This is a genomic window from Pseudomonas sp. FW305-3-2-15-E-TSA4 (genome assembly GCF_058787295.1).
The window spans coordinates 26,048-44,517 of sequence record NZ_JBYSZP010000020.1 but is presented as its reverse complement, the minus strand read 5'-3'; the positions used below and the strand labels follow the sequence as shown (position 1 = coordinate 44,517).

Annotated in this window: 22 protein-coding genes; 12 read left to right on the top strand and 10 right to left on the bottom strand. The window is 59.0% G+C overall.

All coding sequences use genetic code 11. The features are described from left to right. Positions 1–2 precede the first annotated feature (2 nt). The 6 genes from cyoC (at position 3) to AC3WMV_RS24375 (ending at position 3,331) form a co-directional block, all read left to right on the top strand. The gene (cyoC, locus tag AC3WMV_RS24400; RefSeq protein ID WP_003227982.1) at positions 3–626 is read left to right on the top strand and encodes a cytochrome o ubiquinol oxidase subunit III; all 624 of its coding nucleotides are present in this window, start codon (positions 3–5) and stop codon (positions 624–626) included. Further along, on the top strand, positions 626–961 hold the full coding sequence (cyoD, locus tag AC3WMV_RS24395; protein ID WP_003227981.1) for a cytochrome o ubiquinol oxidase subunit IV: 336 nt from the start codon (positions 626–628) through the stop codon (positions 959–961). The genes cyoC and cyoD overlap by 1 nt, the downstream gene beginning before the upstream one ends. Before the next feature lie 10 nt (positions 962–971). Then, complete coding sequence (gene cyoE / locus AC3WMV_RS24390; RefSeq protein WP_003227980.1) at positions 972–1,859, top strand: heme o synthase; 888 nt, start codon at positions 972–974, stop codon at positions 1,857–1,859. A 126-nt stretch (positions 1,860–1,985) separates the two neighbouring features. Then, entirely contained in the window at positions 1,986–2,330 is a 345-nt protein-coding gene (locus AC3WMV_RS24385; RefSeq protein ID WP_103369551.1) for a toxin, read from the top strand. Beyond that, entirely contained in the window at positions 2,327–2,641 is a 315-nt protein-coding gene (locus tag AC3WMV_RS24380) for a helix-turn-helix domain-containing protein (protein ID WP_047599259.1), read from the top strand. The genes AC3WMV_RS24385 and AC3WMV_RS24380 overlap by 4 nt, the downstream gene beginning before the upstream one ends. A gap of 198 nt (positions 2,642–2,839) precedes the next feature. After that, positions 2,840–3,331 carry a RidA family protein gene (locus tag AC3WMV_RS24375; RefSeq protein WP_103369556.1) on the top strand — a complete coding sequence of 164 codons (492 nt, stop codon included), beginning with the start codon at positions 2,840–2,842 and terminating at the stop codon, positions 3,329–3,331. Between the two features lie 67 nt (positions 3,332–3,398). Here AC3WMV_RS24375 and AC3WMV_RS24370 read toward each other — a convergent pair whose 3' ends face one another. The 3 genes from AC3WMV_RS24370 to AC3WMV_RS24360 all read right to left on the bottom strand — a co-directional run bounded on the left by AC3WMV_RS24370 (position 3,399) and on the right by AC3WMV_RS24360 (position 6,447). After that, entirely contained in the window at positions 3,399–4,100 is a 702-nt protein-coding gene (locus AC3WMV_RS24370; protein WP_103369550.1) for a hypothetical protein, read from the bottom strand. A 119-nt stretch (positions 4,101–4,219) separates the two neighbouring features. Next, a complete protein-coding gene (locus AC3WMV_RS24365; protein ID WP_103369549.1) occupies positions 4,220–5,740 on the bottom strand; it encodes a sensor histidine kinase in 1,521 nt (506 codons plus the stop codon). Next, positions 5,737–6,447: a response regulator transcription factor gene (locus AC3WMV_RS24360; RefSeq protein ID WP_027612158.1), complete on the bottom strand. Its 711-nt coding sequence runs from the start codon at positions 6,445–6,447 to the stop codon at positions 5,737–5,739. The genes AC3WMV_RS24365 and AC3WMV_RS24360 overlap by 4 nt, the downstream gene beginning before the upstream one ends. Before the next feature lie 151 nt (positions 6,448–6,598). Here AC3WMV_RS24360 and msrB point away from each other — a divergent pair, with 151 nt between their 5' ends. The 3 genes from msrB to msrA are packed head-to-tail and all read left to right on the top strand — an operon-like array spanning position 6,599 to position 9,656. Then, positions 6,599–7,117, top strand: coding sequence for a peptide-methionine (R)-S-oxide reductase MsrB (gene msrB, locus AC3WMV_RS24355; RefSeq protein WP_027612157.1), 519 nt, complete (start codon positions 6,599–6,601; stop codon positions 7,115–7,117). Between the two features lie 43 nt (positions 7,118–7,160). Continuing rightward, a complete protein-coding gene (locus AC3WMV_RS24350; RefSeq protein ID WP_103369548.1) occupies positions 7,161–8,936 on the top strand; it encodes a cytochrome c biogenesis protein DipZ in 1,776 nt (591 codons plus the stop codon). 15 nt (positions 8,937–8,951) lie between these two features. Next, positions 8,952–9,656: a peptide-methionine (S)-S-oxide reductase MsrA gene (gene msrA / locus AC3WMV_RS24345; protein ID WP_097086177.1), complete on the top strand. Its 705-nt coding sequence runs from the start codon at positions 8,952–8,954 to the stop codon at positions 9,654–9,656. A gap of 11 nt (positions 9,657–9,667) precedes the next feature. Here msrA and AC3WMV_RS24340 read toward each other — a convergent pair whose 3' ends face one another. Beyond that, positions 9,668–10,072 (bottom strand): GNAT family N-acetyltransferase, encoded by a 405-nt coding sequence (locus AC3WMV_RS24340; protein ID WP_103369547.1) that lies wholly within the window; start codon positions 10,070–10,072, stop codon positions 9,668–9,670. 53 nt (positions 10,073–10,125) lie between these two features. After that, positions 10,126–11,031, bottom strand: coding sequence for a LysR family transcriptional regulator (locus AC3WMV_RS24335; RefSeq protein ID WP_097086174.1), 906 nt, complete (start codon positions 11,029–11,031; stop codon positions 10,126–10,128). Between the two features lie 102 nt (positions 11,032–11,133). On the opposite strand from AC3WMV_RS24335, the gene AC3WMV_RS24330 reads away from it, so the two are divergent. Further along, positions 11,134–12,306, top strand: a complete 1,173-nt coding sequence (locus AC3WMV_RS24330; protein ID WP_103369546.1) for an aspartate aminotransferase family protein — start codon at positions 11,134–11,136, stop codon at positions 12,304–12,306. A 237-nt stretch (positions 12,307–12,543) separates the two neighbouring features. Here the strand turns inward: AC3WMV_RS24330 and AC3WMV_RS24325 are convergent, their stop codons facing one another. The 4 genes from AC3WMV_RS24325 to AC3WMV_RS24310 form a co-directional block, all read right to left on the bottom strand. Beyond that, complete coding sequence (locus AC3WMV_RS24325) at positions 12,544–12,927, bottom strand: hypothetical protein (protein WP_097086172.1); 384 nt, start codon at positions 12,925–12,927, stop codon at positions 12,544–12,546. 32 nt (positions 12,928–12,959) lie between these two features. After that, entirely contained in the window at positions 12,960–14,879 is a 1,920-nt protein-coding gene (locus tag AC3WMV_RS24320) for an alkaline phosphatase D family protein (protein ID WP_103369545.1), read from the bottom strand. 72 nt (positions 14,880–14,951) lie between these two features. Next, complete coding sequence (locus AC3WMV_RS24315; protein WP_103369544.1) at positions 14,952–15,683, bottom strand: hypothetical protein; 732 nt, start codon at positions 15,681–15,683, stop codon at positions 14,952–14,954. A 110-nt stretch (positions 15,684–15,793) separates the two neighbouring features. Then, positions 15,794–16,168 carry a hypothetical protein gene (locus tag AC3WMV_RS24310; protein ID WP_103369543.1) on the bottom strand — a complete coding sequence of 125 codons (375 nt, stop codon included), beginning with the start codon at positions 16,166–16,168 and terminating at the stop codon, positions 15,794–15,796. A 119-nt stretch (positions 16,169–16,287) separates the two neighbouring features. Here AC3WMV_RS24310 and AC3WMV_RS24305 point away from each other — a divergent pair, with 119 nt between their 5' ends. Beyond that, positions 16,288–17,037 carry a hypothetical protein gene (locus AC3WMV_RS24305; protein ID WP_103369542.1) on the top strand — a complete coding sequence of 250 codons (750 nt, stop codon included), beginning with the start codon at positions 16,288–16,290 and terminating at the stop codon, positions 17,035–17,037. A gap of 24 nt (positions 17,038–17,061) precedes the next feature. Here the strand turns inward: AC3WMV_RS24305 and AC3WMV_RS24300 are convergent, their stop codons facing one another. Continuing rightward, a complete protein-coding gene (locus AC3WMV_RS24300) occupies positions 17,062–17,391 on the bottom strand; it encodes a hypothetical protein (protein WP_103369541.1) in 330 nt (109 codons plus the stop codon). A 256-nt stretch (positions 17,392–17,647) separates the two neighbouring features. Between AC3WMV_RS24300 and AC3WMV_RS24295 the strand changes: the two genes are divergently transcribed. Continuing rightward, the gene (locus AC3WMV_RS24295) at positions 17,648–17,908 is read left to right on the top strand and encodes a DUF6429 family protein (protein WP_103369540.1); all 261 of its coding nucleotides are present in this window, start codon (positions 17,648–17,650) and stop codon (positions 17,906–17,908) included. Positions 17,909–18,470: the final 562 nt, after the last annotated feature.

Sequence of the window (18,470 nt, the reverse complement as noted above, 5' to 3'; positions counted from 1 at the left end):
CCATGTCGAACTTAGTGACCAATGTTGGACACGCCCATGGTGACCATGGGCACGATGACCATCACCACGACTCGGGCGAGATGACCGTATACGGTTTCTGGCTCTACCTGATGACCGACTGCATTCTGTTTGCGTCGATCTTCGCGGTGTACGCAGTACTGGTAAACAACGTCGCCGGTGGCCCGTCGGGCCACGACATTTTCGAACTGCCATACGTGCTGGGCGAAACCGCTCTGCTGTTGTTCAGTTCGATCACCTACGGCTTCGCCATGCTGGCGTTGTACAAAGGCAAGAAGCAGCAGGTTCTGGGCTGGTTGTTCATGACCTTCCTGCTCGGCGCAGGCTTCATCGCCATGGAGATCAACGAGTTCCACCTGCTGATCTCCGAGGGCTTCGGTCCTAGCCGTTCGGGCTTCCTGTCGGCGTTCTTCACCCTGGTCGGTACCCACGGTCTGCACGTGTCCGCGGGTCTGATCTGGATGGGCATCATGATGTACCAGGTCAACAAGCACGGCCTGACGGCGACCAACAAGACCCGTCTGAGCTGCCTGAGCCTGTTCTGGCACTTCCTGGACGTGGTGTGGATCTGCGTATTCACCGTTGTTTACCTGATGGGGACTCTGTAATGGCTAATGCACACTCCCATGACAGCCATGATGCTGGCCACGGCAGCGTAAAGTCGTACGCCATCGGCTTCATCCTGTCGGTGATCCTGACTGCCATCCCGTTCGGCCTGGTGATGTTCCCGACCTTGCCGAAGTCGACCACGCTGGCAATCGTCCTGCTGTTCGCAGTAATCCAGGTGATTGTTCACCTGTACTACTTCCTGCACCTGGACCGTTCGATTGCACAACGTAACAACGTGATCGCGTTTGTCTTTACGGCCATCGTGATCCTGCTGCTGGTTGGCCTGTCGCTGTGGATCATGTTCAGCATCCACACGTACATGATGGCGAAGTGAGGTAGACCCGATGTCGCTCAAGCACTTTATCCAAATCACCAAACCGGGGATCATTTTCGGTAACGTGCTTTCTGTGGCAGGCGGGTTCTTCCTGGCCTCGAAAGGGCATGTAGATCTGGCGGTGTTCCTGGCCGCCATGATCGGCACTTCCCTGGTTGTGGCCTCCGGTTGCGTGTTCAACAACTGCATCGACCGCGACATCGACCTGAAGATGGAACGCACCAAGAACCGGGTGCTGGTGCAGGGCTTGATCTCCCTGAAACTGGCCCTGGTCTACGCGACCATCCTGGGTGTTCTCGGCGTTGCCTTGTTGTACAAGGTGGCCAACCCGTTGGCCGCCCTGTTCGCGGTAATCGGCTTCATCATCTACGTCGGCTTCTACAGCCTGTACCTCAAGCGCAAGTCGGTTCACGGCACGCTGGTGGGCAGTCTGTCGGGCGCCATGCCGCCAGTGATCGGTTACGTTGCCGTAACCAACAGCTTCGACATGGCCGCACTGACCCTGCTGGTGATGTTCAGCCTGTGGCAGATGCCGCATTCCTACGCCATCGCGATCTTCCGCTTCAACGACTACCTGGCCGCATCGATTCCGGTGCTGCCCGTCAAGCGCGGAATCGAAGTGGCCAAGAAGCACATCCTGCTCTACATCCTGGCGTTCCTCGTGGCGACCTTGATGCTGACCTTCAGCGGTTACGCCGGCATGAGCTACCTCGCGGTCGCCGCGGCCATGGGCATGTACTGGCTGTACATGGCCTGGACCGGCTACAAGGCGGTGGATGACACGGTCTGGGCACGCAAGCTGTTCGTGTTCTCGATCTTCACCATCACCGCCCTGAGCGTCATGATGTCCCTGGACTTCAAGGTGCCGGCCGAGCTGCTGCTGACGTACGCGCCGTAAGGCTGGATGGCTTCACGAAAAACCCCGCACATTGAGAGATGTGCGGGGTTTTTTGTTGATCGGATGTTTATCAAAGGACGAATTTGTTGATAGTCTCTCTATGGGCAAGTTGCCTATAGTTTGCCCATGCGAACCGTATTTTTTGAAACCACAATATTCACCGCGAGCGTTGGTCGTTACCTGACGGACAATGAGTATCGGGAGTTGCAGAATTATCTGCAGTGCAATCCAGCGACGGGCGACGTAATACCGCGGACTGGTGGCTTCCGAAAAGTACGCTGGTCTGATGCACGACGTGGCAAAGGCCGACGAGGCGGCTTGCGGGTCATCTACTATTGGCTTATGAATGATCGCCAGTTCTGGATGTTTGCGATTTATGACAAAGATGAGCTTGAGAATCTGTCCGCCGAGCAAGAGAAGGCGCTCAAAAAAGCCATTGAGATAGAGTTGAGAAAAAGAGGTGCCTCATGAAAAAACGCGACCTGTTTGCGGAATTGATGCAGGGCGTTGAAGAGATGGCCGCCCATCGCGAAGGTAAAATTACGCTGCGCAATACGGTCGTCGAGGACAAACCGGTTCCCGAGGTTGGTGCACAAGAGATCGTTGCACTGCGTGAAAAATTGCACATGTCACAAGCGGTATTTGCCAAGCGAATCAGGACCAGCCCGAGCACATTGAGGAATTGGGAGCAGGAGAAGTCCAAGCCCAATGCTCAGGCGGCACTGTTGATCCGCTTGGTGGAGAAATTCCCTGATATGGTTGAGCGCTTGGGCGCTGTGTAGATAGTTCGTTGATATAGGTCATCAAGCCCCGCGATTCGATAGAGTCGCGGGGTTTTTCGTCCAGAACGACAGGTTGCGGTATCGCCGCAAACCACCTAGATTTGGATCCAGTCTTCAATGATAGCGCCATGCCACTTCCTCGGCGCTCAACTGTTGCACTCCGCGATTCTTCATGCACTGATCAAAAGGCTGGGCGAAATGACTGAGAGGATGACCTGCGACGAACGCTTCATTGCCCTGGCACAAGAGCTGAACTACGACATCTATGGCGAGAACACCGCCGGCGGCAATTACGCGCCGCTGATCCGCCACCGCGATGAGTTGTACATCAGCGGCATGGTGCCGCGGGTCAATGGCAGGATTCTGTATCCCGGTCGCGTCGGGTTGGAGTTGACCCTCAAGGACGCCCAGGCCGCCGCGAGCATCAGTGCCATGCGCTGCCTGGCGCTGATTGTCGATGCGGTGGGTTCGCTGGACAAGATCCGGGCGTTGTTGCGGGTCACGGTGTATGTGAAGTCGACCCCGGACTTCGTAGACCTGAGCGAAGTGGCCAACGGTGCATCGGATGTGTTCAGCCATGTGCTCGGCGATGCCGGCCGGCACACCCGCACCACGGTCGGTGTCTATCAGTTGCCGAAGAACGCCGCGATTGAAGTCGACATGATCGCGGCGGTGCAGTCGGAAGTCTGATCGCCGCGCCGCCCAACAAAAAGCCCCGCCTGAATCTCAGAGCGGGGCTTTTTTGTCGGCGCCGGGATTACTGCGCGGCGATGCTGTAACCATCGAACGCGGTTTGCTGTTGCAGGGCGGTGATGATGTTCTTGCGGTTGATCGCGTGTTCGGTGCCGGCGTTGTCGATGAAGGTCTCGCCCTCCAACTCGGCTTCTTCGCCTTCACCGACGAAGGTGAAACCGAGGAACTCCAGCGCTTCACGGTCAACGTTCAGACGCGAACGCGGCGTGCGCAGCGGCAGGGTCACGCTGCTGCCGTCCTTGCTGATGGTGAAGATTTCCAGTTCTTTCTTCTTGGCAGCCTTGCCCTTGCCGCCGCTCGGGTTGCTGATCGCCTGGTGGGTCTGATTCAGCACTTTGAGCGCCAGGCCGTAAACGATTTCCTGGAACGCCGGATCGTCCTTGAAGCAGGACAGGATGCGGCCGATCGAGAACTTGCTGCTCAGGTCTTCGAGGGCGGCGAGGTCGGCGGCCTCGGCGTCCTTGAGGCGCTTGAGTTCGCCCATCAGCTCGTAGGCCTTGTCGTCATCGAAGCTGTCGTGCGCCTGACGGATCGCGGCGCGCAGTTCGCGGATCTGGTCGCTTTCGCGGGTCGACTGGAAAGCATCCAGCACCATCTCGCTGATGATTTTGGCTTGTGGAAGGTGTTGTGAAAGATTGATGGAGTTTTCGTATTCCGCTTTGGACGATTCGGTGACTACGGATTCAGCGGTGTTGAAATCGGACATTGAAATTTCACTACTTTTTTAACTTGAGTGGAAACGAGAAAGCGCGAGGTCTTTTTCAGGCCGGTTAATTTAGGGGAGCGGGGCGGCGTTGTCACGGAACAACAGTCCGGTGGTGCGGATTATTTGTCCGGCGTGTTCAGGTTCATCGAGCGCACCATCCACTGTTCAGCGGTTTGCTGATCGGTCGGCAGCGTGAAGCGGAAAGTCGCCCCGCGCCCGGCGACATCGATCAACTGAATCTCACGCCCGTGCAGTTGCAGGATGCGGTGGACGATCCGCAGGCCCAGTCCACCGTCACGTCGCGCCCCACCAATATTGAACGGACGCAGGAACAGACCTTCGCGCAACTCGGGAGCGATGCCGGGGCCGGTGTCGCTGACCGTGACTTCCACCAGTGCGCCCTGGGATTTCAAATCCAGCTCGATTTCACCGCCCGCAGGCGTGTAGCGCAAGGCGTTATCCACCAGGTTGGTCAGCACCCGTTCGATCAACCCAAGGTCGGCGCACACCGTCGGCAGGTTCGGACCGAAGCTGGCCTTGAGTTCGACGTGGCGTGCTTCGGCGGCCAGTTCGAATTTCTGGAAGATGTCCTGCAGCAGATCGATCAGCGAGAAGCGCTCCAGTACCGGCTGCACGAAACCGTGCTCCAGACGTACCAGCTCCAGCAGCGATTGCGCCAACCCGCCGACCTTGCGGCTCTGATCCAGCGCGATGCCCAGATACCGGCGGCGTTCTTCGGCGGTGAGTGTGGCGTCCTTGAGCGTCAGGGTTTCCAGATAGCCGTGCAACGAGGCCAGCGGTGTGCGCAGGTCGTGAGAAATGTTCGCCACCAGTTCGCGGCGCTCCTGATCCTGGCGGGTCAACGAGCGCCACTGTTCACCCAGTCGGTTTTGCATCTGCCGGAAGGCGCCATCGAGTACGGCGATTTCATCCGGGTCAGCGCTTTTATCCACAGCCACTGAAGGTGCAGGCAGAGGTTGCGGCGCGCCATCAATGTCGAACCGGCTGACGGTTTCGGTCAATCGGCGCAGTGGCCGGGTGATCAGGTTGAACGCCGTGAGACCCGCGATCAGGCACAACAGCGCCACCAGCCCGATCGACAGCAACGCCGTATTGAGTGCAGCACTGGTCGCGCCCCGTTCAGCGAAGCGATCGTGTTCTTCACTGAGCAACACCACGTACAGATAACCGGCGGGCTTGCCGTTGACCCGTAACGGCGCGGCACTGAAGACCTTGCGCCCGTCGGCACTGCGCGGGTCATCGCCGAGAATAGGCAACGGCTGGTCATCGAGCAGCCGGCGGATCGGCGCCAGATCGACCGTCTCCCGGCGCAGATGTCCTTCCGGTGCCGCATTGCCGACAATCCGCCCCTCGATGTCGAGCAGGTACACCTCGACACTCGGGTTGACCAGCATCAGCTTGCTGAACAGTTCGCGCACGGCGCCGGGCATCAGGCCATGGCTGTCCATCAGCACCGTGTCATGGGCGATGTGCTGTGCCAGTTCCCGCGACAGGCCTTGCACCACTTCCAGTTCATGCATCTTGCTGGAGCGCACCTGCAGCCATGCCGAGGTGCCGCAGCACACCAGCAGCAAAACGGCGAACACCAGCGACAGGCGCTGCGACAGGTTCAGTCTCATGGTTGTTCCGTGCCGAATTTATAGCCGCGACCCCACACAGTGAGGATGCGTGTCGGTTGCGCCGGATCGCTTTCGATTTTCGCCCGCAGGCGATTGATGTGCGTGTTCACCGTGTGTTCATAACCCTCGTGGCTGTAGCCCCACACCGCGTTCAGCAGGTCCATGCGTGAGAACACCTTGCCCGGCTGTCGGGCGAAGAAATACAGCAAGTCGAACTCTCGCGGAGTGAGGTCCAGACGCGCACCGTTGAGGGCGACGTCGCGGGTGATCGGGTCGATGCTCAAACCATCGAGACTGAGGCTGCCGGCGTCCATTTTCAGGTTGCGCGCCATGGCGTCGACCCGGCGCAGCAAGGCTTTGACCCGAGCCACCAGTTCCAGCATTGAAAACGGTTTGGCAAGGTAATCGTCGGCACCCAGCTCCAGACCCAGAATGCGGTGCAATTCGCTGGAGCGGGCGCTGGTGATGATGATCGGCGTATAGCGCGCCATCGCCCGGGCGCGGCGGCAGATTTCCAGGCCGTCGACCCCCGGCAACATCAGGTCGAGGATCAGTGCATCCCATTGTCCCTGTTGCAACAGGCGCATGCCTTCGTCGCCGTCTGCACAGTGCACGACGTCGTAATGCTCATCGCGCAGGTGCAGGCAAATCAAATCGGCGATGTGTTGGTCATCCTCGACCACGAGGATGCGTCTGGTTAATTCCATCAAGCTCAATCCTTCGGCGCAGTGAGCGCATTGTGCGGGTTTTCCTCGGGGCGAGTTATCACGAATTCGTTAACTTCCCGTGAGGATTTGGCGATCAACCCAAGCCTAGGCTGTGTTCCATGACAGGCACCTGGAATTTTTGGAGACGGCCATGTTTTCACGGCGACAGATTCTCGTAGCGAGCGGCGGGCTGGGGGTTGCAGCTCTGGTGGCGGGTGTATTGCCAAAATTTTCCTCGGGCGCCGCACTGATCGAGCAAGCCCATGCCGATGAGGTTTTCGAGGTGAGCCACAGCGACAGTGAATGGCACTCGCTGCTCTCGGACGAGCAGTACGCCATCCTGCGCGAAGAAGGCACCGAACGGGCCTATACCAGCCCGCTCAACGACGAGCATCGCAACGGCACATTTGCCTGCGCGGGTTGTGATCTGGCGCTGTTTTCATCGGCGACCAAGTTCGACAGCCGCACGGGCTGGCCGAGTTTCTGGGCACCGTTGGAACATGCGGTGGCCACGCGTCAGGACCGATCGTTCGGCATGTCACGCAATGAAGTGCACTGCCGACGCTGCGGCGGGCACTTGGGACATGTGTTCGACGACGGCCCGAAACCCACCGGCCTGCGCTATTGCATGAATGGCCTGGCGATGACGTTCAAACCCGTGGCGGCATGAGCCATGGCCATTTTTCGATGTTCACTTTCTACAGGACGACACCATGTGGCTCTTGGTTCTCGCTTATCTGGGCGGTGTGCTGACGATCGTCAGTCCGTGCATCCTGCCTGTTCTGCCTTTTGTCTTCGCTCGCACCGGGCAGCCGTTTATCAAGAGTGGCTTGCCGCTCTTGGCCGGGATGGCGCTGACTTTCGCCCTCGTCGCCACACTGGCGACGGTGGGCGGCGGTTGGGTGGTGCAAGTCAATCAGTACGGGCGCTGGCTCGCGTTGCTGTTCGTTGCACTGTTCGGGCTGACGCTGCTGCTGCCGCGTCTCGCCGAGCGCCTGACGCGACCGCTGGTCTCGGCCGGCAGTCGGCTGTCCGAAGCCGCGGGCCAGGACAATCGGCCGCGTCCCGGCGCCTCGTTTCTGATTGGCGTCGCCACGGGTCTGCTCTGGGCACCGTGCGCCGGGCCCATCCTCGGTTTGATTCTGACCGGAGCCGCGCTGCAAGGGGCAAGCATCGCCACCACGCTGTTGTTGCTCGCCTACGCGGCGGGCGCCGCGACTTCACTGGCGGCGGCGCTGCTGCTGGGCAGTAAGGTCTTTGCGTTGATGAAGCGCTCGATCGGTACGGGGGAGTGGATCCGGCGCGGGTTGGGGGCGGCGATGCTGGCGGGTGTCGCAGCGATTGCGCTGGGCCTCGACACCGGGCTGTTGGCGCGGCTGTCGACGGCTTCCACGGGCGGGATTGAACAGGCGCTGGTCGGCAAGCTGTCCAGCAAATCGCCGACGGGCAACGGAACCATGATGGCGCAGATTCCTGCTGCCGGCGGGGCGATGAAAGTTGCCGACAAGGCACCTGGAACACTACCGGTTGAAGGCCAGTTGCCGCCGCTCAATGGCGCCGTGCAATGGCTCAATTCGCCACCGCTGGACGCCCAGGCATTGAAGGGCAAAGTGGTGCTGGTGGATTTCTGGACCTACTCCTGCATCAACTGCCTGCGCACCTTGCCATACGTCAAAGCCTGGGCGGAAAAGTACCGCGATCAAGGCCTGGTAGTGATTGGCGTGCACGCCCCGGAATTCGCTTTCGAGCGCGATGTCGGCAATGTCACTAAAGCCATGAAGGAGCTGGGTATCAACTATCCGGTCGCCATCGATAACGGCTACAAAATCTGGCGTGCTTTCAACAACGAATACTGGCCGGCGCATTATTTTGCCGATGCTCAAGGACGGATTCGTTACCACCATTTTGGCGAAGGGGATTACGCCGAATCGGAACGGGTCATACAGCAGTTGCTGCGTGAGGCCGGGGCGAAAACCGTCGCCGACGGCTTGATCAACGCCGATGCCCAAGGCGTGCAACAGGCGCCGGACATGAATCAGGTGCTGTCACCGGAAACCTACGTCGGCTACCAGCGTGCGGAACATTTCGTACCGGAAACCGGGCTGGTGCCTGACAAGGTCGCGACCTATAACCCACCGGCCAACCTGACTTTGAATGACTGGAGCCTTGGCGGCCAGTGGGCTGTCGGCGCCGAGCGCGCCACCGCCAGTGCGCCGGCCAGTCGCATCGTCTATCGCTTCCACGCCCGCGATCTGCATTTGGTACTGGGGCCGGGCGCAGATGGCAAACCGGTGCGTTTCAACGTGTCGATTGACGGTCAGGCGCCGGGCGATGCTCACGGAGTAGATGTCGCCGCGGATGGCAGCGGCCGCGTGACCGAACAGCGCTTGTACCAATTGGTGCGGCAAACCGACGAGGTGAAAGACCGGACCTTCACCATCGAATTTCTTGACCCGGGCGTATCGGCTTACGCCTTCACCTTCGGCTGATCGGGAGTGCGCAACATGAAAGCTCAAAACAACTGGCGCCGTGCACTGCTCGGCGTCGCCATGGCCGGTGTGATCGGTCAGTGCTCGGCGTTCTCTTTCGGTGCAGAGGACGCGGTGGTCATCCCGCCGCCAGCCCTCGACGAAACCACTCAGGCGCACAGTGAAACCGCGGTGTTCGCCGGTGGTTGTTTCTGGGGCGTGCAAGGGGTTTTCCAACACGTCAGAGGTGTGCAGAAAGCCGTCTCCGGTTATGCCGGAGGTACGGCGAACACGGCGGAATATGAGCGGGTCAGTGAAGGTGATACCGGTCATGCCGAGTCAGTGCAAGTCACCTTCGATCCGACGCAAGTCAGCTACGGCAGCCTGCTGCAGATCTACTTTTCGGTGGCCCACAACCCGACCGAACTCAACCGCCAAGGGCCGGACAGCGGCACGCAATATCGCTCGGCGCTGTTCCCGGTCAATGCCGATCAACAACGGGTGGCCCAGGCCTACATCGCCCAACTCGACGCGGCGCATGCCTACAGCAAACCGATCGTCACCCAACTGGAAACCTACAACGGCTTTTACCCGGCGGAGGACTATCACCAGGATTTCCTCACCGAACACCCAAGCTATCCGTACATCGTGATCAACGACATGCCCAAGGTGGCGCAGTTGAAGCAGTTGTTTGCGCAGCGTTATCAGGAGAAACCGGTGTTGGTGAAAAGCGGGAGTTGATTTCTCACGTGTTACTTGAGCCTTGGGCGCTCCATGGCAATTACCGATGTTTCAAACCCCAAACTGGCAAAAAACGCCTCCGCACCTTCGCGCCCGGCGCGCAGTACCCAAGTGATCTCGGGGTTGTCCCCCATGACATGCTCGACCAGTGCGCGCCCGACGCCGGCGCGCCGATGCTGGTCATCGACCACCACCATCGACAGATAACCGTTGGACAAACCATCGGTGATGCCTCGTGCGAAACCGATGATTTGTTCGCCGCTCAGCGCGACCGCAGTGCGTTGCGAGTTTTCGATGAGTTGGGCGAAGTAGTCGCCGGAGCCTGTTCGGTGTCCCCAGCCATGTAGGCCGAGAAACAGCCGAACTGGCTCCACTTCGTCGGGCAACAGATCGCGTACGGTAAGGTCGTTTCTCATCGATAGCAGCATCCTTGTCGGCAATCACCGGAGCGTAGTCGATAGCAATTGAGTCAGGATCTGCCCCAGGTTTTCATCGCGAACTCGACGAAGCGCCGTAGCTTCGGCAAACGATAACGATCCGGCGCGTACAACAGATGCAAAGGGCGGCTCGGGGGCTGGTAATCGGGGATCACCGTCACCAGTTTGCCGTCGCGAAGGTCCTGTTCCACCAGCGCGTCCGGCAGCATGACGATGCCCATCCCAGTGCGCGCTGCCTGATGCAGGCCGGCCGAGGTGTTCATCAGCATCGGGCCGCTGACGTCGACCAGAATCTCGCCGTCCGGGCCGCTGAGGCGCCAGCGTTTTTCCACCGATTGCCAGTCATCGCCGGCAGGGTAGGCGAACGACAGGCAGTCGTGTTGCTGCAGGTCTTCCGGGGTGATCGGCATGCCGCGTCGCGCGACGTACGCCGGGGAGGCGCATACGGTCAGGGTGTAGTCGATCAGCGGCCGGGCGATCAGGTTCGACTGCTCGAAATGCCCCAGCCGAAACGCTACGTCGAGGCCACTTTCCAGCAGGTCCGGACGGCGGTTGGTCAGCACCACATCCATTTTCACCTGCGGGTATTGCAGGGAAAACTCGCTGAGCGCCGGGGCCAGGCGTTCGACGCCAAAAGTCAGCGGCGCGGTGATGCGTAGCAGACCACGTGGTTCATCAAGGGCCTGTTCGGCGAGGCGTTCGGAGTCGGCCACCAAGCCCAAAACATCCAGACAGCGCTGGTAGTAAACGCTACCGAACTCGGTCAGTCGCTGCCGGCGGGTGGTGCGCTGCAGCAACTGTACGCCGAGCCGTTGCTCCAGTGCGCGGAGGTGATTTCCGACCATGGTCGTGGACATTTCGCACTGCAACGCAGCTGCCGTCATGCTCCCGGCTTCTACAACCTTCACGTAGACGCTCATTGCCTGCAACAGGTCCATTATCAAGCTCTGCTTTTAAATGATTGAAGTTTTACCGAGTTTATCCAGTTCTGGTGGCTAACCATACTGCAAACACACCGACCTTCACTGGAGTTTGAAGTCATGACCGCCGCCCTGATGAACACGTACCAACCGTTGGCCCTGAGCTTCACCAGAGGCCTGGGCACGCGCCTGTGGGATCAGGCCGGTCGTGAATACCTGGATGCCGTCGCCGGGGTTGCGGTGACCAACGTCGGGCACTCGCATCCACGGATCGTCGCGGCCATCAGTGAGCAGGCCGGAATGCTGCTGCACACCTCCAATCTGTACAGCATCGACTGGCAGCAGCAACTGGCCAAACGGCTGACTGAGCTGTCGGGCATGGATCGCGCGTTCTTCAATAACTCGGGTGCTGAGGCTAACGAAACCGCACTGAAACTTGCGCGCTTGTACGGCTGGAGCAAAGGTATCGAACAGCCGCTGGTGGTGGTCATGGCCAACGCTTTTCATGGCCGCACGCTCGGTACGTTGTCGGCGAGTGATGGCCCGGCGGTGCGCCTGGGCTTCAATGATCTGCCGGGAGATTTCGTCAAAGTGCCTTTCGGTGATCTGGCGGCGCTGGATCAGCTGCAGCAAAAACATGGCGCGCGCATCGTGGCGATTCTGGTCGAGCCGATCCAGGGCGAAAGCGGTGTGCAACTGGCGCCGCCCGGCTATCTCAAAGCTCTGCGGGAAGTGTGCAATCGGCGCGCCTGGCTGCTGATGCTCGACGAAATCCAGACCGGTATCGGCCGCACTGGCCAGTGGTTTGCGTTCCAGCATGAAGGCATCGTGCCGGACGTCATGACCCTGGCCAAAGGGCTCGGCAATGGCGTGCCGATCGGCGCCTGTCTGGCGCGGGGCAGGGCGGCGGATCTGTTCACCCCCGGCAGCCATGGCAGTACGTTCGGCGGTAATCCGCTGGCCTGCCGGGTCGGTTGCACGGTGCTGGATATCATCGAAGAACAGGGCTTGCTGGAAAATGTCCGGGTGCAGGGTGAGCGCCTGTTGACCCGCCTGCGCGCCGAACTGGCAGACAACCCCAATGTGTTGGCGATTCGCGGGCAGGGCTTGATGATCGGCATCGAGTTGAAACAGCCGATTCGCGATCTGACGCTGATTGCGGCGCGGGATCATGGATTGCTGATCAACGTGACGCGTGGCAAGACGATACGGCTGTTGCCGCCGCTGACGATTGATGAGCGGGAGGTGGGGATGATTGTCAGAGGTGTGGGGCTGGCGGTCTCAACTGACTGAGAGGCACGAAATTGAACGAAGAGGCGTCCGTATTTGCACGAATTCCATTGTGCATTTCTGCGATAGATCTCAGCAGCCTTCTAGCATTGGCCGGGGAGCTTAAAAGGTAAGTCGTTGTATCGATTTCTAAAGGGTCTGGCTTTCTTTTTCGCATGGCTCTGCTTCCTGTGTAAGGGAGGCAGAGTATGAACCAGCGATTCCAGAGATGTTTCCTTAAAAACTGTAATCCCCTTCCGACTACTTTGACGTCTTAAATCCGCTGTATCTGTCAGGAAGTTCGGCGCCTGTTAGCAGGCAGTCGAAAACAATCTCTGGATCTACCTGGCACCAATATACAAATCTCAACTCTTCCAAATTGACCAGTGTCGACTGGGCGTCGACCAGAAAACGCGGCTCCCGCCATTGTTGGGCAACTACAGCTAGGGCCTGAGGGCCGCGTACGATCCAGGTCGCACATCCACCAGCAATGCTTGGCAGATAACCATTGTGGAGTAGTAGGCGCAGGGCATCCTCCAGGGTTTCACTCACTTGCAGGTTGATCCAGCGCGCATGGGGAGCCTCGCAATCATCGCCGGCATGTACGCTGTCGCGGGTGATAAGTAATCGCGAAGGTATCGTCATTGCAATCTCACTATGGGCAAAAGGAAACCATATCAATCAGGATAATCCCCCAACTCCGGCGCCAGCATCCGCGTCTTCAGCGCCCCGTTCGAATTGTGCTGAATGATCTCGCTCGGCTGCCCCTGCGCATTGAAAAATACCTGGCCGATCCCCGCCGAATTCCACAGCCGCTCACCCGCTTCGGCATGTTCCGGCGTATAGGGCACGATGCGCATGCGTCGGCGTTTGGTGAACCAGTTCAACGGCGAGCGCGGCGAGTAGAGCCAGCGGTTGAGGCGGTCAAACCATTCCAGCAGGGTTTTCGGGAACTCGTTTTTGATGCCGCTGCTGGTGATCTGCCAGATGCGTGGCCCGGCCTTGCGGTGTCGGATAAGCACTTCGTAGACGAAGGAATAATGCACGTCGCCGGACAGCACCACGTAGTTCCCGGGTGTGCGGGTGTGTCGGAAAATGTTCAGGATCACCTGCGCCGCACCGCGATGAGCCATCCAGTTTTCGGCGTCGACCAGCAACGGATAGCCGCACCAGCTGAAAACCTTCTGCACGGTTTCAATCAGCTTCACGCCGAAGATCGGCGCGGGGGAAACGATGATTGCTGACGGATGATCAAGCAGTTCCTGCTGCAGTTCGCTCAGCGCTTCCCAGTCCAGTAAACCGGAGGGTTGCTTGAGTGCCATCTCGCTGCGCCAGCGGCGGGTGCGGGTGTCGAGCACTACCAGCGCCGGGCTGCTCGGCAGCACGAAATGCCAATGCTGAAAGCGCAGCAAATCATCGATCAGCGCGTCCTGCACCGGGCTGTCGAGATATTGATCGTCACCACTGGCGCTCAGGCGGCGAGTGTTCTCCAGCACATCCTTGAACGCGTCCGGATTATTGCCCCAGCCCTGGCACAACATGTACGCGATCAAGGCGTTGCCGATGATGCGTTTGGAGAATGGATGACCGTAGGCGGTTTCCTCCCATTGCGCGGATAGATTCCAGTCATCGGTGATGTCGTGGTCATCGAAAATCATCAGGCTCGGCAGGTGCGCCAAGGCTCGGGCGACGTTGCCCAAACCGGCCTTAAAGCCATCGATGCGGGTTTGCTCCAGGGTGTAGCGCTTCAAGCGTTCAGGCGTCAGTGACGGAACAGCAGGATTGATCAACCCCCAGGCAACCGGCGACCACACCAGCAAGTACATCGCCATCACTTCGGCGAAGGTCACCAAGTGATTGTCGGCGCTGCTGCTGGTGAAAATCGGCTTGCGCGCACCGCCGAAAAATCGCTCGCGCAAAGTCTCGTTGCTCTCTAGCGCCGGCAACAGATCCGCGCGGTGGTAGTAGCTGGCCGGATGTTCGTAGAGTCTGGCGCTGTCGCTGACCACGGCACCTTCGAGGTGTTCGTCGAACAGACCGAGGCGCTCGATCAACGCATGAATCGCCCGCAGCATCGGGCCGGCCACATCGTCGGCGTAAACCTGGTCGCCGCTCATCATCAGCAGCGCTGGGCGTTGTTGCGGATCGGTTTCGCCGGACAGCAGTTGATCGACGCACAGCAGACCGTCTGCCGCCGGATGATGTGGCTTGCGGCAGGAGCCATGCAGCAACTGATCAATCCGTGAGCGCACGACAAAATTCGGACAGCGGTCATTGCCGTACAGCAGATGCGGCGCCCACTCGACGATGGGCGTCTGGCGGTCGATCAGCAGGTCATAGTCGATGCGCGTGTCGCAGGGCAGGGCGCTGTCGAGCACAACGTCAATCAAATGAACGAACGCATGACGGCCTACAGGAATGACCGTGCATTTCCCGGCATCGAGAGGGATGTCTCCTACGCCTTGCAGGCGCAACGTCAGCGACAGTTGACGCGTACCGACCACCCACAGCACCACGCGCGTGGTTTCCAGCCGGCGCAGCAGTGGGCCGGCCAAGACGGGAGGCAGCGGATTCAGGTCAGCAGGTATCGGGGACATTCAGGGGCAAAGCTCAAGACGCACAGGCTGGCGATGATAGCGCAGCCGGCGCCTTGAACCCTTAAACGAGGCTTAAGAGTCAGCCTTCTGCAGCTTCAGCGCCAGCAGTCGCCATTCGGCGGACGCGGATTGCTCCTGCACCGAGCAGTCGAAGCGATAAGTGACGTCATCACCGTTCATGTTGCGCGCGGTGACCTTGTTGCTGAGGGTGTAAACCTGATCCTTGAAGCGCTTGGTGACAATGGCAGAACTGTCGGCGAAGCGCTCCGACGCCGGGAAGCGTAGTGTGCTGGTGACCACCGTGCCGCACATGACATACGCGAGCATCGATTTATCGCTGTCGGCATTTTGCCCAAGCTTGTCGCGCAGCGCGGTGAGCGCTTTACGGCCCTGCGCGTCGCTCTGATCCAGGACGGTTTTTTCCGATATCGATTTCGGTGCCCGGCTGGCGTAATTCGGCAGCAGTGCGGAATCCGGCGGAGAAGGTTGGTTATCCGGCTCGATCACGGCAAAGCCCGGCGCGTTTTCCAGCACCGCGGACGTCGAGTCCGACTCGGCTTCGGGCAACAGACTGGTGGTGACATCGTTCTGTGCGATCACGTCTTCGACTGGCGCCTTTTCGGCTTTATGCGCCGACGGGAACAACGACAGGAAGATCGACAGCACCACCATGCCGACGATAAAACCACCCGCCGCGCCAACGATGTTGCCGTAAAACAGATTCCAGCTGCCGCGGTTTTTCACCACCCAGCGCCACATCAAACCCCAGGCGGCGATAAATGCCAGAAAACTCAGAAAATCCATTCGATCCTTTCCTTAACCCTTCAATAGCCTGCAAAACAGCACCCACTGGCGGTGAGTGCTGAAGATGGACGGCAAGATATCAAAATAGAGGTCTGACGCCACGAAGACATTCACATGCCGAGATTGGGCGGATTGATCTGAACAAAAAACATGATCGCCGTTATGCCGGCCACAACGCCGCAAAGGCCGGCCAGTAGCTGACGCGCGACAGGGTGTTCGACCTGCGAGCGACGGGCCACCAGCATCCATACGCCGGTCAGCGCCGCGGCAGTCGCCAGCATTTCCAGAAGCGATCCCATGACCCCTGGGACCGGTGGCCGGCTAGAGCCCAACAGACCGACACAAAGCTGCGAAACCACCAGGCCGACAATCATGCCGCTGGCAGCGCCCAACACATTGGCGAGTAGCAGATTCCACGCACCACGCTGCCTGACGACCCAGACCCACATGCCTATCCAGGCGATAAAGAAAAACACAACATCCATCGTATCCATCCTTCGAAACCCGTCACGGTACAAACGCTCGGCACTTTGCCGACAGTGGACGGCACGATAGCAAAATAGTAGCGTCGCGCCACTTTCTTGATTCCCGTAATGGACTACTCATGCCAAAAGCCGCTTCTGCTCTGCGCACGCTTTGTGCAATCACCTGCGCCGCTGTCATTAACCCGGCATTCGCCGAGTGGAAGGAGCCCCCGGAAAGCAGCTGGCAGTATTACCTCGCCAACTGCCAGCGAATGCAGGAGAAAATCGCCGACGTCCAGAGCGGTCGCGCACCCAGCGCCTATGAGGTGATCGGCGATCTGGAGAACAGCCTGCGGAGCATGAACCAGCGCCGCTCGAACCTGACGCCTCAATACTTCGGCTCCCGCGAATTCGCGCAATGCGAAAACGTCGCCGGCCAAGCCGAGGCAACCATTGCGCAAGGCAATGCCGAGTTCGCCGCCAGAATGAACCAGGCCGCCGAGCAAGGCCGCATCGCCCACCAGAACTCCCCCGAATACAAACGCGCCCGGTCACTCGGCTACAGCGACGTCGGCGAGATCTCCTTCCTGAAACTGCACGAAGACATGGACGGCGAAGCCCGCCTGAAAACCATGCTCATCACCGTCGACGAAATCTGCGGCCAACACTTCCGCGCTACGCAGTATGTGAAGCCGTACGTGATCTATACCGTGCGCCCGTCGGATGGCGGCTGTGGCGAGGAAAAACGCGTGGCGATCGTCGGTGGCCGGTCGGTGGAGAAGGGCGATTACATTGATGAGCGGGGCGAGTTTCAGTATGTGGGCTGGAAGAAGATTGTGGGGGCGGATGGATTTCCCACGGATATTCGGGTTTTGAAGGCTCGACGCTGAAAGGTCAGCGCGTGAAGCAACTGATCAGAGAATGTCTTTCAGATAACCCTTGAGCGCGAGGAGCGGCTGATCAAGCTGCTCCAGCGACTGCGCCTGACGGAAATCGGCTGACAGCTTGTGCAGCTCCCGCCCCAGCGGTTTCTCGACGCCGCCCAATGCATCCATCGCCAAGCCTAGGCACTCGTTCATCTTGAACTGAATGGTTTCGACATCACCCCGGCGCACCAGCAATTCGAACACGTCTTTTTGGTAGTCCCCCATGACCATGTCATCGCGCAGAATCGGGCTCAGGCCTTCTTCCTCGTAAGCGAGCTTGAGGGAGAAAAGGGCGACTGTTTCCAGTGACGTTTCCATGGGGGGGCCTTAGCGACGTCCGTCAATGTGAGTGTTAATGCGTAGATGCAACCACCGATGCGGTGGACTACTTTCAGAGGGGCGTGATTATACGGAGTGAGATCAACAAGTGCAGCCCAAAGGCGAGGCTGGGCACTCGTAAGCCGATCAATAACCTTCACGGGATTGAGCGGTATTTCCATCGGAGGTCGGCGAGTATTATGGTGAGCCTTCACACACTCGACGTTAACTGTTGGATACGAATGGAGTGACGACCATGGAATACGACGACAAACTGATGGAAGACGCCGTGCTTGCCCTGTTGGCAGCACTCAGTTCCGATAAAGGAAATGCCTGGAAAGGGTTCGACTTCGAGATCATGAACCGATTGCATGAACAGGGTTTCATTAGTAATCCGGTGAACAGGAACAAGTCGGTCTGGTTGACGGAGGAGGGGCTGGAGAGGGGGCGGGCGATAGCAGCGCGGTTGTTTGGGGGAAATGCTCAGATTGAGTCTGCAACCGACTCCGATACCTGAGTCCGTGCCATGTCACGTGCTACCCGCGCGGTGGTGAGCGTTCTGCATTGCGCGTCCACTTTCCGACAGACGAAAAAAAAGCCTTGCTAAGCAAGACCTTTCTTGATTTTGGTGCCCGAGGGAGAGTGGAATCTTCCATGTAATCCGTGGCCTACAGCCAGATTCACGGTTCGGGGACACGTAGGGATACAGCATGCTTGGCCCTATGATTGCACAGCCCCAGATATAGGCATAAATCCCCTTTCGGTGGTCGAAAACCTAGCTGGTGTGGCAAGGATTGCAGCAATAGTAACAACCATTAATCCGTAGGGTCGGGTTTGCCACTCGAGCGGCGCTTACAGCACCAGTGCACGATAGGTGATTTCCCAGTGATGCCTGATTGGCAGGCAGCGGCATGAACTGACAGCCAGTCGTCGTGTTGTGCACTTCGTAGTCGCCATTTGCTTGAACGTTTCTATTCACGATAAATGATGCCATTTGCTAGTCCTCGCTTCCGTGTGTCGGATCGGTAATGACTGAAGAGTTCTAACCATGTGTGCCGCACTGGCGGAAATCGCGATGG